Below are 13,986 nucleotides of genomic sequence, written 5' to 3'. Positions count from 1 at the left end.
TGTGCAAATCCTGCAAGGCTGGGCGGCATGCCGGTTGTAATAACTACATGCGTGCAGAAGTGATCCATTGCGTTCCCCCTTTGTGGCGGCTTATCCACGGGCCCTCGACGAGGCCGTTCCGCTTCGCAGTGGCAAGAGGCATGCCGGGGCCATGCGCCGGCGGCAGGACGCGACGTGCCTTTAGCGGCGCGCGGCCTCGCCGCTATGCGCTTCGGCACTTGGCGAGGTGCCGCCGTGCGGGCCGGTCGAGCCAGGGGCTTCGGCCGCCTTTTGCGGGATCTTGCCGGGCTCGGTGGCGCCCCCTGCGGCAGCGCCCTTGCCAAAACGCGCTGCCAGCTTGTCCTGCACGCGAGTCAGGGCTTCGGCCTGCTGCTTGGCCGTTTCCGCTTCCTTGGCCTTCTTGGCTTCGGCCGCCTGCTGCTGCTCGGGCGTGGGTGCCGGCAAGCGCGCCTGCACCGGCGCGGCGGCGAACGACAGCATCGCGCATGAAATCAGCAGACGGCGCAGCGCGCGCCGGTTGTGCGGCGCGCGGGTGCCGGAGCCAGCGCTGCCGCCGCCGACGGCGCGGATCGTACCGGGAATGCTGAGGTGGGTCATTGCGCTCTCTCCGTAGGTTGCGGCCTGGGCTCACGCCGGGTGTCCCGCCGTTTGTCCCGCCGTTTGTCCTTATGGAAAGCGGGGCAAGAAATGTGCCGCAGGTGTGCGGCGAGGTGGTTCAGCCGGCCCGCCCCAGCCGCGCCGCGGCACGGGTGATGGCCTGCCGCACGCCGGCATAGCCGGCCCACGGATCGTCGGCCTGCAAGGCCTCCAGCCGCGGGCCCACGTTGGCGACGGTCCATTGCGCCGCGCTCTCCAGCGTCCCGAGCTCTTCCCATGAGACCGGGATCGATACGCCCAGCCCTGGCCGCGCGCGTGCCGAGAACGCCGCGACGGTGGTCGCGCCGACACCATTGCGCAGGTAATCAATGAAAATCTTCCCTACGCGATTGCGCGCACCGCTCTTGGCGACGAAGCGCTGCGGGATGGTGGCGGCGACATGGCGCACTACGTCTTGCGCGAAGTCCTTGACCTCGTCCCAGCCGGCGCGCGGCGCGACCGGCACCACCACGTGCAGGCCTTTGCCGCCGCTGGTCTTCAGGAAGCTGGCCAGGCCAAGCTCGTCGAGCAGTGCCTTCATCAGCGCGGCGGCCTCCTGCATCTGGTCCCAGGGCACGCCTTCGCCGGGGTCCAGGTCGAAGATGATGCGATTGGGCCGGTCGAGGCTGCGCTTGCTGGCATTCCAGGTGTGGAACTCGACCACGTTAAGCTGGGCCGCCGAGACCAGCGCCTCGGCCGACACGATCTCCAGCAGCGCGGGATGCCCCGGCCACAGCGACGGGTCCAGGATGTTGATGCCATCGACGCGCAGCGTGTCGCCATGGCGCTGGAAGAACTGTTCGCCGCCCACGCCGGCAGGGGCGCGCACCATCGCGATCGGGCGGCCGCGCAGGTGCGGCAGCATCAGCGGCGCGGCCTGCTCGTAGTAGCGCACCAGGTCGCCCTTGGTCAGGCCGGAGGCGGTGTCGATCACGCGTTCGGCATGGCTGATCCTGACCTTGCCACCCAGCGCGGCAGGCTGCTTGCCGTGGGAGCCGGTTCTTTCCGCGGTTTTTGCCGGAGCCTTCTCGGCTGTCTTCGATGCAGTCCTGGCTGCGCGCTTTGCGGGGGCCTTCTCTGGCGCCGTCTTTGCCGCCGTCTTTGCTGCTTTCGCTGCGGCCTTGGTCCCCTTGCCGGCCGGTGCCGCCGGCATCTCGACCGACACCGCGCCGGCGGGCTTGTCGGTGCGCAGCCCGTGGAACACGGCATGGCGCACGCGGCCTTCGCGGGTCCAGCTGCCGAACGACACCTCGGCCACCAGCTTCGGCCGCACCCAGTGTCCCTTCACGCCCGCCGGCACGGTCGCGAACGGCGACGTATCGGCGCGCAGCGCGTCGAGCTGCGCGCGCAGTTCGCCGAGCGTGCGCGTGTCGAAGCCGGTGCCGACGTTGCCGGCATAGCGCAGCCGTCCGCCGCTGTCGTGCACGCCCAGCAGCAGCGAGCCGATGCCGGTGCGGCTGCCGCTGGGATCGGTAAAGCCCGCCACCACGAATTCCTGGCGCAGGGTGCATTTGAGCTTGATCCAGGTGTTGCTGCGCGTGCTGACATAGCTGGAATCGGCGCGCTTGCCGATCACGCCTTCGAGCTTCATGCGGCAGGCGGCGTCGAGCATTTCGTCGGGGGCGGCCTCGAAGTCCTCGCTGAACTGCAGCCGCGGCGCGGTGTTGCCGGCAAAGATATGCCGCAGCAGCGCGCGGCGCTCGGCCAGCGGCACCTTGCGCAGGTCATGGCCGGCATAGAAGGGCAGGTCGAACACGAAGTACTGGATGGCCTCGACGCGCGCGGTATCGAAGGCGTTCTGCAAGGCCTGGAAGTCGGTCTCGCCATGCTTGCCGAGCACCACGATCTCGCCGTCGAGCCAGCCGTCGGGCAGCCCCAGCGTGCCGACATCACGCGCCAGCGCGCGCAGCTTCGCGGTCCAGTCATGGCCCTGGCGCGTGAACAGCCGCACGTCCTTGCCGTCGATGCGCGCCAGCACCCGGTAGCCGTCGAACTTGATCTCATAGCGCCAGGCCGCGGCGTCGGCCGGAGGCTTGTCGACCAGCGTGGCCAGTTGCGGCGCCAGCGCCAGCGGCAACGCCGCGCGCGGCGCGCCGGGCGGCGGCTTCAGTGCCCTGGCGCGGGTGGCGGCGTGGGTTGTCCCGCCGGCGTCGGCCTTGCCGGCACGCTTTGCCGCCGGCCTGGCGGAGCCGCTGGCAGCTTGCGTCTTGCGCGCCGTGCCGCCCAGCACGCTGTCGGGCAGCGCCTCGACCACGTCGAACTCGGCCGCCGGCACCGCGTCGTCGTCGCGCTCCTTGATCAGCAGCCACGCGTCCTGCTCCTTCTGCCGGCTGCCGTGCATCCGCACCAGCGTCCAGTGGCCATGCAGCTTTTCGCCGCGCAGCTCGAACTTGAGCTTGCCGGCGCGGTAGCCGGCCTCGGCGTCGCCGACCGGCACCCAGGTGCCACGGTCCCATACGATCACCGTGCCCGCGCCGTAGTGCCCGGCTGGGATGACGCCCTCGAAGCCCGCGTAGTCCATCGGATGGTCTTCGACGTGGACTGCCATGCGCTTGTCGTGCGGGTCCAGGCTCGGGCCCTTGGGCACGGCCCAGCTTTTCAGCGTGCCGCCGAGTTCGAGCCGGAAGTCGTAGTGCAGCCGCCGCGCCGCGTGCTTCTGGATCACGAACGACAGCTCGCCGGCTCGCTTGCGCGGTGCGCCGCGTGTGCGGGCGGCGGCACCGCTGGGCTCGGGCGTGGCGCCGAAGTCGCGCATGCGGCGGTATTTGTCCAGCGCGGCGCTGGCCGTGCTGCGCTTGCGGGCCGCCGCGCCGGCCTTGCGCGCCGCCGGCGGCGAGCCCTTGCGGGCAGGCTTGCCGCTGCGCGCCGTCGTGCGTTTTGCCGCAGTGCGGCTGTCGCCGGAGTCCTGTCGCGTCGTCTTGGCCATGGCTGTCGCCGGTTGCGGAAAGATGCATCCAGCTTAGGCAGCACATGGCGCCGGCGAAATCGGCGCCAGTCCTACAGCGGCACAGGATGGCGCCGCGACGGCACGCGCACGGCAGCGCGTGCCGGCCGGCATGTGGTTCTTACCGGACGTTGTAATTCTGCCGCGCGTCCGCTCCCCCCTCCGCGCGCCCGCAGGCCGGCGCGGATGGGAACGCAATTTGCGATGCTTGTCTGCAATGCACTGTCGGTGATCAACCATTGCCACGCCCGGCGCCGTGCCGGGATCATCCCGAGGAGAAGCGGCAGATGAAACCCACCCTGAAGAAAATCGGCTCGCAGGTGATCGTGCTGACCGGCGCCACCAGTGGAGTGGGCCTGGTCACCGCGCGCAAGGCCGCCGCGCGGGGTGCGCGGCTGGTGCTGGTGGCGCGCAGCGAGGATTCGCTGCACAAGCTGGCCGAAGAGCTGCGCCAGCAGGGCGCCGAAGTCATCACTGTCGCTGCCGATGTGGGCCGGCACGAAGAGGTCGGCAAGGTCGCGCAGGCCGCGATCGAGCGCTTCGGTGGCTTCGACACATGGATCAACAATGCCGGCGTGACGATCTTCGGCCGCCACGGCGACGTGCCGCTGGAAGACCAGCGGCGGCTGTTCGACACCAACTACTGGGGCACCGTCCATGGCTCGCTGGCGGCGGCCGCGCACTTGCGCGAATGCGGCGGCGCCATCATCAACATGGGCAGCGAGGCCTCCGATGGGCCGCTGCCGCTGCAGAGCGCGTACGCGGCCTCGCAGCATGCGATCAAGGGCTTTACCGATTCGCTGCGGCTGGAGCTGGAACAGGAACAGGCGCCGGTCAGCATCACGCTGATCAAGCCCGCCGGCCTGGAAACGCCGCTGGCCATGCACGCCAAGAACTTCCTTGACGTCGAGCCGCGCCTGCCGCCACCGCTGTACGATCCGGCGCTGGCCGCCGATGCGATCCTGTTCGCCGCCGAGAACCCGCGCCGCGACCTGTTCGTCGGCGGGGCGGCCAAGGCTTTCTCCGCGGCGGCGTACCACACGCCGCATACCTTCGACCGCTTCATGCGCCGCTTCATGGGCCGTGCCCAGCAGACGCGCCACCCGGCCGGCCCGCTCGAGGACAACACACTGTACGGCAGCGGCAGCGGGCTGCAGGAGCGCAGCGGCACGCGCACCGCGCTGCAGTCGTGCCCCTATACGACCACGGCGCGGCATCCGGTGCTGGCCACCGCGCTGATCGTCGGCGCGTCCGCCGCGCTGGCGGCGGTGGTGCAGGCGCGCCGGGGGCGCTAGCCTTCCGCCCAGCCACACCGGAACCAGCGCGCCGCGTGGTGTGCGCCGTGGTCGCGGTCGGTGCCACGAACACCTATCATGGATCTGAATGCCCGCCGGCTGGCGGGCATTTGGCCGTGCCGCAGGCGTACCGCCTGCCGGCCATGGTGGCACGCCGGGCGCCCGCATCCGCCGTACTGCGCGTACTACGTATTGAATGGCCTGCCATGATCGTCCATTACCACGTAGGGTTTGTCCATGTCGGAGCCGCAAGCGACAAAAGGTGCCTGCGCGCCACATCTGGCAGAGGCGGGAGCCGTTCCCCCCGGGCGTGTCGGCCAGCCAACCGTTGAGCAATACCGGCGCCTGCTGGATGCGGTCGAGGACGTGGCGGTGTTCGAAACGGATGCAGAGGGCCTCATCGTGGCGTGGCCCGACTCCGCGCTCCGCGTATTCGGCTACCGCGCCGAAGACATCGCCGGCCGGCACTTCTCCTGCCTGCACCGCGCCGATGATGTCGCCGCCGGTTTGCCGCTGCAGTGGCAGCAGGCCGTGGCGCAGGCCGGCAGTGCCCGCGACCGGGGCTGGCGCGTGCGCCGGGACGGCAGCCAGTTGCAGGCCGCCTGTGTCATGCATGCGAGCGCCGGCGGCTTCGTGGTGGCTTGCCGCGATATCACCGTGCAGGAAGCCGCGTCCGATCACGCCCGCCTGGCCGAGTCGCGCCTGCAGCTGCTGGCCGACAACCTGCCCGGCACCGCGGTCTGCGAGCTGGACCTGGATGGCACCATCCGCAGCTGGAACGTCGGCGCGCAGGCCGTGACCGGATACACGGCGGCTGAGGCGGTCGGCAAGCCGCTGGCGCTGTTGTACACCGGGCCGGATGCCGCGGCCGGGCGCGACCGCGCGGCGCTGGAAGCCGCGCGCGCCTGCGGTCAGTGGGCCGGCGACGAGCGCCTGGCACGCCAGGATGGCGCGATCGTGCGCTGCCAGACCCGCATGGTGCTGGTGCGCGATGCCGCGGGTTGCCCGGCCGGGCTGCTCTGGACCGCGCGCGACATCAGCGACGCGCTGCGCCTGGAGCTGCTCGAATCCGGCAACCGGCGCCTGCAATCCTTCCTTGCCATCCTTGGGCACGAACTGCGCAACCCGCTGGCGCCGGTGCGCAATGCGGTCGAGGTGATCGCGCTGACGCCGGATGCCGATACCCGCATCCGCCATTGCGCCGCGATCATCGACCGGCAGTTGCGCCAGCTCGAGCGGCTGGTCAATGACCTGCTGGATGTCGGCCGCGTGACCGCGGGCAAGATGAAGATGGAGCTGACGCCTACGTCTTACAACGAAGTGGTCGGCAACAGCCTCGAGGCGATCCGGCCGGTGCTCGATGCCGCCGGCCAGCAGCTGGTAGCGGAGCTGCCCGCCGTCTCGCCGCACGTGCGCGCCGATGCCAACCGGCTGGGACAGGTGCTGTTCAACCTGCTCAGCAACGCCACCAAGTACACCCCGCGCGGCGGCACCGTGAGCGTGCGGGTCCACGTGGAGCCGGCGCGCGTGGTGACGACCGTCTCGGATACCGGCCGTGGCCTGCAGCGGGCGGCGCTGGACCGGATCTTCAACCTGTTCTCGCAGGAAAGCGAGGCCGGCAGCCGCAGCGGGCTCGGCGTCGGGCTGGCGCTGGCCAAGGCCGTGGTCGAAGCGCACGGCGGCGCGATCCAGGCCGACAGCGCCGGGCCGGGCAAGGGCAGCACCTTCACCGTGATCCTGCCGCGTGCCGGTGCGCCACGCCGCGAAGCGGCCGCACCGGCGCCGGGAACGCCGCCGCGGCGGCGCGTGCTGGTGGTCGACGACAATGCCGATTCCGCCGACAGCATGGCCGAACTGCTGATTATGCTCGGCCACGATGCGCGCGCGGCCCATGGCGGCTACCAGGCGCTGGCGCTGGCCGGCAGCTTCCGCCCCGACTGCGTGCTGCTGGACCTGGAGATGCCCGACATGTCGGGCTATGAAGTCCTGCAGGCGTTGCGCCAGACCTGCGGCGCGCAGGTGCGCTTCCTGGCGCTGACGGGGCGCGGCACCCCGGATGACCATCGGCGCAGCAAGCTGGCCGGCTTCCATGCGCACCTGACCAAGCCGCTGGCGATCGACGCGCTGTTGCGCGCGCTGGCCGATCCGGCCACCGGCGCTTCGCCGTCTCAGAGCGAGCGGTAGGCGTCCAGCCGGTTGTACAGCGTCTTGAGGCTGATGCCGAGCGCGCGCGCCGCCTGGCGCTTGTCGCCGTCGAAGCGCGCCAGCGTGGCCATGATGATCTCGCGCTGGGTATCGGCCAGCGTGGTGCCCACGCGCACGTTGACCACGCCGTCCACGGTGGTGGGCCGCGGCGGCTGCGTGGCCAGGTTGGGATTGCCGATCTCGACCACCTTGTCGGCGAGGATAAAGGCCCGGTAGACCGCGTTCTTCAGCTCGCGCACGTTGCCCGGCCAGTCATAGCGCACCAGCCGGTCAAGCGAAGCGGCCGAGAAGGCCTTGTCGCTGTGTTCCATCGCGTTGTATTCGGCGAGGAAGTGCCGCGCCAGCGGCACGATATCGTCCGGGCGCTCGCGCAGCGGCGGGATATGCAGCGGAAACACTGCCAGCCGGTACAGCAGGTCTTCGCGCAGCTGGCCGGTGCGCACGGCATCGACCGGATCGCGGTTGGTTGCGGCCAGGATGCGCACGTCGGTGACGATCGGCGTATCGCCGCCGACGCGGTGGAAGGTGCGGCTTTCCAGAACCCGCAACAATTTGATCTGCATCTCGAGCGGCATTTCGGTGACTTCGTCCAGGAACAGGGTGCCGCCCTGCGCCTGCTCGAAGTACCCCGCCTTCTGCTCGATCGCGCCGGTAAAACCGCCCTTCTCGTGCCCGAACAGCTCCGACTCGATCAGCGTCGGCTGGATCGCGCCGCAGTTGACGGCGATAAAGGGGCCGTTGCGCCGCGCGCTGCGCTCATGCACGGCGCGCGCCACCACTTCCTTGCCCGAGCCGCTTTCCCCCACCGCGAGCATGGTGACATCGGTCGGCGCCACCCGCTCCACCTGGGCCATCAGGCGCTGCATGGCCGGCGCGGTGCTTTCCCACAGCAGCGAGACCTGCGAGGGCACGGCCCGGCGCGGCGCAGCTTCCCCGGCCGCGGGGGAGAGGGGGGCCTGGCGGGCTGAGGCAGGGGCGGCGGCGCTGCGCCGAGGAGGCGTGGTGGTCACTGGCACGATCGAAGGCAGGGCTTGGCGAGCTTGTCGTGTGAGGGTGGGAAGTTCCTATGCTAGCCTTTGCCAGAGGGCCTTGCCATAGCCGCGCGGTCCCGCGCGGAAAGGTCCGACAGCGGTGTCAGACAGACACTGGCAACCTTGGGCCCAGGCCGGGCTTAGACTTTTATTACGCAGTGGACTGGCAGTATGCAGTCGGAACCGTGCCGCCCCTGTCCTGAATTGCCCGGAATGCCTGCCTTGCCGCGCTTCGCATGGCGCGCGGCGGCGGCTGCGGTACCTGGCGCCGGGCCGGAATCCGGACAGGCGTTCTTTGCTGGTTCCGCAGAAGTTTCCATTAAGTCTCACTGACGGATCGTATGCCCCACATCCTGATTGTCGATGACGATGAAAACGCATGTGCCGCGCTGGCGGAGATCGTGGCCATGGAAGGTTTCACTTCCGCCACCGCCGGCAGCCTGCGCGAAGCCCGGCTGCAGTTCGGCTGGCACATGCCTGACGCGATCGTCGCCGACCTGCGCCTGCCCGACGGCAACGGCATGGAGCTGTTCGACGAGGTCGGCGCCTCCGGCGTCGAAGTGATCCTGACCACCGGCTATGCCAGCGTCGAAAGCGCGGTCGAGGCCCTGCGCGCCGGCGCTACCGACTACCTGGTCAAGCCGATCAACGTGGCGCGGCTGCAGACCGTGCTCAAGCGCCTGGCCACCACCGGCGAGCTGCGCGCCGAAATCCATTCGCTGCGCGGCGAACTGCGCCGCTACGGCCGCTTCGGCCGGCTGATGGGCAGCTCGGAGGTGATGCAGACGGTCTATGACCAGCTCGCGCGCGTGGCGCCCACCGAGGCCACGGTGCTGCTGATCGGCGAAAGCGGCACCGGCAAGGAGCTGGCCGCGCAGACCGTGCATGAGCTGTCGTCGCGGCGGCGCCAGCCCTTCCTCGCGGTCAATTGCGGCGCGATCTCGCCCACGCTGATCGAGAGCGAAATGTTTGGCCACGAGCGCGGCAGTTTTACCGGCGCCGACCGCCAGCACAAGGGCTACTTCGAGCGCGCCGACGGCGGCACGCTGTTTCTCGACGAAATCACCGAGATGCCGGCCGAGCTGCAGGTCAAGCTGCTGCGCGTGCTGGAGACCGGCACCTTCATGCGAGTGGGCACCAACCGCGAATGCCATGCCGACGTGCGCGTGCTGGCCGCCACCAACCGCAACCCGGAAGAGGCCGTGGCCGACGGCAAGCTGCGCGCCGACCTGTTCCACCGCCTCAACGTGTTCCCGGTGGAGCTGCCGCCGCTGCGCGCGCGCGGCGACGACGTGATCCAGATCGCCAACCTGATGCTGGACCAGCTCAACGGCGAGCAGGGCACGCAGCGGCGCTTCGCCCCCAACGTGCTCGACAGCCTGCGCCTGCATGCCTGGCCGGGCAATGTGCGCGAACTGCGCAATTTCGTGCAGCGCGCCTTTATCATGGCCGACGAGGATCTCATCACCGAGGTGCAGGTGCCGCTGCAGGTGGCGGCCACGCAGGCCCCCGGCGCGGCGGTGGTGTCGGTGCCGGTAGGCATGTCGCTGGCCGACGCCGACCGCCAGCTGATCTTCGCCACGCTGGAGCAATGCGCCGGCGTCAAGAAGCATGCTGCCGAGATCCTCGGCATCAGCCTGAAGACTTTGTACAACCGGCTGGAAGATTATGCCGCCCGCGGGGAGCTGCCCGAGTGGCTGCGCGCCTCGCGCAATGACACGGGATCGTCCGCGACCGGTTGACTGGCCTGGGACGCCATGTGGGCTGGCCTCCCGGCGCTGCGCGCAGCACGTTTCTTGCTTCTACGCCAAGTAGCCAACCTGGCCGCCCAGACGCCAATCCGACCATGACGCAACCGCAGCCGCCGTCCAACCTGCCGGACGTTTCTGACGATCAAGCCACGGATGTGGCTGCCGGCGCGGACACCGCCGAAACGGCCGCGGTGCGCGCGGTGCAGGAAGTCAGCACGCTGATCGAGCAGTCGGCCCATGACCTTCGTTCATCGCTCAATGCCATCCAGAGCTGGGCCTACGTGCTGGACCGCGCCTTCGATGCGGCGCCGGCCCCGGCGCAGCGCGCGCTCGACGGGATTCGCGCCGGCACCCAGCAGCAGCTGGCGCTGATCGAGGAAATGGAGGAATCGGTGCGACTGCTGGCCGACGAGCGCCCGCCGAGCTGGCAACGCATCGACCTGCTCGACGCCGCCGCGCAGGCCATTGCCGACCGCCGTCCGGCCGCCGAGGCGCGAGGGGTGCTGCTGGCCCCCGTCACCACCGACGGCGCGGGGGATGGCGCGTATGGCATCGACGGCGATGCGAACCGCCTCGTCCCGTTGCTGCGGCACCTGCTGGTGCATTGCATCTGGCGCGCGCCGGCGGGCGGCTCGGTGGCCATGCATCTGTTCGGCGAGCCTGCCCACGTGAAGCTGCGCATCGCCGAGAGCCCGCCGCTGGACCAGCAGCGCAGCGCCAGCCGGCTGGCGGCACTGACCGACTTCTTCGGCCGTCGCGCCGCGCCCGACGGTGGCAGCCAGGCGCGGCAAAGCACTGCGCTGCTGCTCACGCGGCGCATGGTCGAGATGCATGGCGCCCTGCTCAGCGCCGAAGGCGATGGCTGCGACGCGGACAAGATCAGCGTCTGCATCGCCGTCAGGTTCCCGCGCCAGCCACGTACGGCGTGACATCGCGCGCTGCGCGCCCAGCTTCCATCCTTTGCTTGACGATGTAGTTTTTACCGGCAGGTCTGTCGCGCAGCGCATTGGCCGAGCGCCGGTGGCGTGTCCGGCGTGGCGCCTGGCGGGCATGTAGCGCGCGTCGGTCAGGCCCGGGCGGTCTGGCCCGGCCTTTGCATGGGTCAGTCACCCAACCAAGGAGGGAACAACCATGCCTAACGCCAGCCGCAAGTCCGACAAGGCCGCGCAGGTTGCCCGCAAGCCGTCCGGCGCGAAATCCTCGGCATCCACCGCAAGATCCTCGGCCAAGCCTGGCGCGCGATCGGCCGCCAAGCCGGCTGCAAAGACTGCGATCAGGGCCGCGGCAAAACCAGCGGCCAAGCCGGCAGCCAAGCCGGCCAAGCCAGCCGCCAAGCCTGCTGCAAAGACCGCTGCCAAGACCGCTACCAAGACCGCTACCAAGACCGCGGCCCGCCCTGCAGCCAAGGCCGCCGCGAAGGCTGACAAGCCGCAGGCGATGCGCGCCAGCGCCGCTTCCGACAAGCCCCAGCGCGGCAAGGAGGCCAGGACGTACCAGGCCGCCGTCGACGACTCCCTGGAGATGACCTTCCCGGCCAGCGACCCGATCTCGCCGAGCGCCGCCATGCACGCCGAAAGGAAGACGCAGACCGCGCGCGACGACGTCGACTGGAAGCTCAAGCGCGGCAGCGCGCAGCAGCCCGTCGGGGCCAAGCCCGCGGGTCAGCGCAAGGGCAGCATGCGCGGCCGCTAGCGTAGCCAATGCGCGATTCCGATCAACAAGACATGGAGCCAGCATGACCGCTATCGTCGCAGGTCGATTCGACAGCTTCAGTACCGCCGAATCCGTCGCCAGCCGCCTCAAGGCACGCGGTTTCGCGGACCAGGACCTTAGCCTGTTCTACGTCAATCCGCCCGGGCAGCACGCTGCCTACGCGGTGGGCGGCGACCACGCGGCCGATGCCGGCGCGCGCAAGTCCGGCGCCGGTGCCATTGCCGGTGTAGTGATCGGCGCCGCGGCCGGCGCTGCCGTGGGTGCGATGCTGGTGTCGGCGCTGGCCGCTGTACCGCCGGTATCGATCCTGGTGCTGGTAATTGCCGTGAGCCTGGGCGCGTACCTCGGTTCGCTCGCGGGCGCGCTGGCGCTGGCGCGCGACGGGCGCCGCAATCCGGTGACCGGCCAGCCGCCGGTGCGCAACGCCGGCGTGCTGCTGGCCGCGCACGTTTCCAGCGGCGACACCGCCGCGGTCGCGGACCTGCTGCGCCGGGAAGGCGCCAAGGACGTGGAGCGTGCGGACGGGCAATGGGTCGATGGCCGCTGGGTGGATTTCGACCCGCTGGTGCCGCCGGTGCCGGCAGACGGGCGACGCCAGGCACCGGGCAGCCGGCCCCGCGCGGAATGATTTTTTTTGCAGCGACTTGTTGCAGCCAACCCGAAACGGAGGTGTCCATGACCCAAGTCCAACCTGAATCCCCTGGCGAACAGCCGCGCGGCGCATCGATCGTCGGCGGCATCGACCGCAATTCCCCGGGCCCGGGCCCGTTCGTGATGGCCGCCGATACGCTCGAGGGCAACAAGGTGGTCGACCCGGCGGGCGACGACATCGGAACCATCGATCACATCATGATCGATGTCCTTGGCGGCCGGGTCGCGTATGCGGTGCTGGCCATGGGCGGCTTTCTCGGCATCGGCGAAAAGCTCTTTGCCTTGCCGTGGTCCGCGCTGACGCTGGACACGCGCCGCAAGTGCTTCGTGCTCGGCGTCGAGAAAGATCGTCTCAAGGCCGCACCCGGGTTTGACAAGGACCACTGGCCGAGCATGGCCGATTCGCAGTGGGCCACCAGCATCCACCAGTACTACGGTATTTCGCCGTATTGGGAAGCGGACCGCTACGATCCGTGGGGCTGAGCAAGGGAGACAGCGCTGTGAGCCAGTGTGAGCGATGAACGAGGCGCCGGATCCGATCCGGCGCTTCTATTTTTTGGGGAGTCAGACCTTGTGGTTGATCTGCCCATACGGGCGCTGCGATGGGTCGGCTTGCATGCCGCTGTCTTCGGGCTGCGCCGGCGCCTCCGGTGGCGGTTCATGACGCAGCGACAGCGCGTTGTGCACGCCGAGCACCCCGGCGCTGACGGCCGCGGCTTTTTCGATGCGCTGCGCGGTGTCGGCGTCCTCCACGCAGCCCCGCACGGTGACCCGGCGATCCGAGACTTCGAGCGTCACGCCGTCGGGAAAGCGGCCGTCGCATGCCGCGGCGATCTCGGCGCGCACCGCCACGCGCAGCGCTTCGTCGTCGGCGGCGGATGGGGAAGGGGCGTTCTCGTTCATTTCGGCTCCTCGACAGATAAACCCTGTCCGGCGCAAGAACCATTCCCGCGCAAGCTGCCAGCGGCATGCGCGCCGCGCGCGGCGGAAACGCAAGCCGTGTGCCGCGGATTGCCAGGCAAGTGCTGCGCGCGTTGTAGGACTGCGCCCGCTGCACATCGGCCCCATGCCCTCCATACAATGAAATCAGCATGCCGCGGCGCCGGCGCACCGCGCGAACGAGCAAGGCGCAACAGAGGAGCGCAACGATGAGCAAGTCCAGCCCGAACCTGCCGCGCGTCAATCATCAGCCAGCGTCTAGGCGTGACAGCGTATTGCACGCGTTTGACCGCTTCGCGGGTGGTGCCACGCGCCGAGCCGGCTCTCCCACTGCATTTGTGCTCGCGCTCGGCGTGGTGGCCGCCTGGGCCATCACCGGGCCCATGTTCGGGTTCTCCGAGACCTGGCAGCTGGTCATCAACACCGGCACCACCATCGTCACCTTCCTGATGGTGTTCCTGATCCAGCAGAGCCAGAACAAGGACGCCGTCGCGGTCCACCTCAAGCTCAACGAGCTGCTGGCCTCGCACCGCGAAGCCAGCAACATGCTGGTCTCGATCGAAGACCTCGACGAGGAAGAGTTGCGGCAGCTGGTGAACTTCTACCGCCACCTGGCCGAGCTGGCCGATAAGGAAAACGGGCTCAAGATGAGCCATTCGCTGGACGAGGCGCGCGAGAACCACGCGGCCAAGCAGCAGGCCCGCGCCTCGCGGCAGTACCGCCCGAAGGACGGCGGCGGCGGCGCCGATGCGCATGCCATTGCCGACGCCAGTCCATAAGCCGCTCTACCGGGCAGCGGCACGCATGCCGTTTGCCGCGGT

At 69.6% G+C, this 13,986-nt stretch carries 12 protein-coding genes; 8 read left to right on the top strand and 4 right to left on the bottom strand.

The genetic code is table 11. The features are described 5' to 3' along the window. Positions 1–180: 180 nt before the first annotated feature. Both IPF36_RS21905 and ligD read right to left on the bottom strand, forming a co-directional pair. On the bottom strand, positions 181–597 hold the full coding sequence (locus tag IPF36_RS21905) for a hypothetical protein (RefSeq protein WP_240745745.1): 417 nt from the start codon (positions 595–597) through the stop codon (positions 181–183). A gap of 118 nt (positions 598–715) precedes the next feature. Further along, positions 716–3,562 (bottom strand): DNA ligase D, encoded by a 2,847-nt coding sequence (gene ligD / locus IPF36_RS21900; protein WP_195430220.1) that lies wholly within the window; start codon positions 3,560–3,562, stop codon positions 716–718. A 305-nt stretch (positions 3,563–3,867) separates the two neighbouring features. Here ligD and IPF36_RS21895 point away from each other — a divergent pair, with 305 nt between their 5' ends. Continuing rightward, positions 3,868–4,875: an SDR family oxidoreductase gene (locus IPF36_RS21895; RefSeq protein ID WP_133096003.1), complete on the top strand. Its 1,008-nt coding sequence runs from the start codon at positions 3,868–3,870 to the stop codon at positions 4,873–4,875. A gap of 237 nt (positions 4,876–5,112) precedes the next feature. Then, complete coding sequence (locus IPF36_RS21890) at positions 5,113–7,059, top strand: ATP-binding protein (RefSeq protein WP_195430218.1); 1,947 nt, start codon at positions 5,113–5,115, stop codon at positions 7,057–7,059. Here IPF36_RS21890 and IPF36_RS21885 read toward each other — a convergent pair. Continuing rightward, the gene (locus IPF36_RS21885; RefSeq protein WP_133096001.1) at positions 7,044–8,096 is read right to left on the bottom strand and encodes a sigma-54-dependent Fis family transcriptional regulator; all 1,053 of its coding nucleotides are present in this window, start codon (positions 8,094–8,096) and stop codon (positions 7,044–7,046) included. The two genes, IPF36_RS21890 and IPF36_RS21885, sit on opposite strands and share 16 nt — an antisense overlap. Before the next feature lie 356 nt (positions 8,097–8,452). On the opposite strand from IPF36_RS21885, the gene IPF36_RS21880 reads away from it, so the two are divergent. The 5 genes from IPF36_RS21880 (at position 8,453) to IPF36_RS21860 (ending at position 12,709) form a co-directional block, all read left to right on the top strand. Beyond that, on the top strand, positions 8,453–9,853 hold the full coding sequence (locus tag IPF36_RS21880) for a sigma-54 dependent transcriptional regulator (RefSeq protein ID WP_133096000.1): 1,401 nt from the start codon (positions 8,453–8,455) through the stop codon (positions 9,851–9,853). A 104-nt stretch (positions 9,854–9,957) separates the two neighbouring features. Then, a complete protein-coding gene (locus tag IPF36_RS21875; protein WP_195430216.1) occupies positions 9,958–10,791 on the top strand; it encodes a sensor histidine kinase KdpD in 834 nt (277 codons plus the stop codon). A gap of 202 nt (positions 10,792–10,993) precedes the next feature. Next, on the top strand, positions 10,994–11,554 hold the full coding sequence (locus tag IPF36_RS21870) for a hypothetical protein (protein ID WP_218959658.1): 561 nt from the start codon (positions 10,994–10,996) through the stop codon (positions 11,552–11,554). A gap of 43 nt (positions 11,555–11,597) precedes the next feature. After that, positions 11,598–12,203: a hypothetical protein gene (locus IPF36_RS21865; RefSeq protein WP_195430214.1), complete on the top strand. Its 606-nt coding sequence runs from the start codon at positions 11,598–11,600 to the stop codon at positions 12,201–12,203. Between the two features lie 47 nt (positions 12,204–12,250). Next, on the top strand, positions 12,251–12,709 hold the full coding sequence (locus IPF36_RS21860; protein WP_133095996.1) for a PRC-barrel domain-containing protein: 459 nt from the start codon (positions 12,251–12,253) through the stop codon (positions 12,707–12,709). A gap of 81 nt (positions 12,710–12,790) precedes the next feature. Here IPF36_RS21860 and IPF36_RS21855 read toward each other — a convergent pair whose 3' ends face one another. Continuing rightward, positions 12,791–13,129: a BON domain-containing protein gene (locus IPF36_RS21855; protein WP_133095995.1), complete on the bottom strand. Its 339-nt coding sequence runs from the start codon at positions 13,127–13,129 to the stop codon at positions 12,791–12,793. 245 nt (positions 13,130–13,374) lie between these two features. Between IPF36_RS21855 and IPF36_RS21850 the strand changes: the two genes are divergently transcribed. Continuing rightward, positions 13,375–13,944: a low affinity iron permease family protein gene (locus IPF36_RS21850; RefSeq protein ID WP_135703253.1), complete on the top strand. Its 570-nt coding sequence runs from the start codon at positions 13,375–13,377 to the stop codon at positions 13,942–13,944. Positions 13,945–13,986 lie beyond the last annotated feature (42 nt).

Origin of the sequence: Cupriavidus sp. IK-TO18 (genome assembly GCF_015549295.1) — a bacterium.
Classification (GTDB): domain Bacteria; phylum Pseudomonadota; class Gammaproteobacteria; order Burkholderiales; family Burkholderiaceae; genus Cupriavidus; species Cupriavidus oxalaticus_A.
Note: the sequence above shows the minus strand (reverse complement) of the source record. Positions and strands in the feature narration are given on the sequence as shown.

What these genes read in the sequence shown, in the direction of transcription:
- IPF36_RS21905 (WP_240745745.1), bottom strand. Translation starts at nt 597, where the DNA reads ATGACCCACCTCAGCATTCCCGGTACGATCCGCGCCGTCGGCGGCGGC.
- ligD (WP_195430220.1), bottom strand. Translation starts at nt 3,562, where the DNA reads ATGGCCAAGACGACGCGACAGGACTCCGGCGACAGCCGCACTGCGGCA.
- IPF36_RS21895 (WP_133096003.1), top strand. Translation starts at nt 3,868, where the DNA reads ATGAAACCCACCCTGAAGAAAATCGGCTCGCAGGTGATCGTGCTGACC.
- IPF36_RS21890 (WP_195430218.1), top strand. Translation starts at nt 5,113, where the DNA reads ATGTCGGAGCCGCAAGCGACAAAAGGTGCCTGCGCGCCACATCTGGCA.
- IPF36_RS21880 (WP_133096000.1), top strand. Translation starts at nt 8,453, where the DNA reads ATGCCCCACATCCTGATTGTCGATGACGATGAAAACGCATGTGCCGCG.
- IPF36_RS21875 (WP_195430216.1), top strand. Translation starts at nt 9,958, where the DNA reads ATGACGCAACCGCAGCCGCCGTCCAACCTGCCGGACGTTTCTGACGAT.
- IPF36_RS21870 (WP_218959658.1), top strand. Translation starts at nt 10,994, where the DNA reads ATGCCTAACGCCAGCCGCAAGTCCGACAAGGCCGCGCAGGTTGCCCGC.
- IPF36_RS21865 (WP_195430214.1), top strand. Translation starts at nt 11,598, where the DNA reads ATGACCGCTATCGTCGCAGGTCGATTCGACAGCTTCAGTACCGCCGAA.
- IPF36_RS21860 (WP_133095996.1), top strand. Translation starts at nt 12,251, where the DNA reads ATGACCCAAGTCCAACCTGAATCCCCTGGCGAACAGCCGCGCGGCGCA.
- IPF36_RS21855 (WP_133095995.1), bottom strand. Translation starts at nt 13,129, where the DNA reads ATGAACGAGAACGCCCCTTCCCCATCCGCCGCCGACGACGAAGCGCTG.
- IPF36_RS21850 (WP_135703253.1), top strand. Translation starts at nt 13,375, where the DNA reads ATGAGCAAGTCCAGCCCGAACCTGCCGCGCGTCAATCATCAGCCAGCG.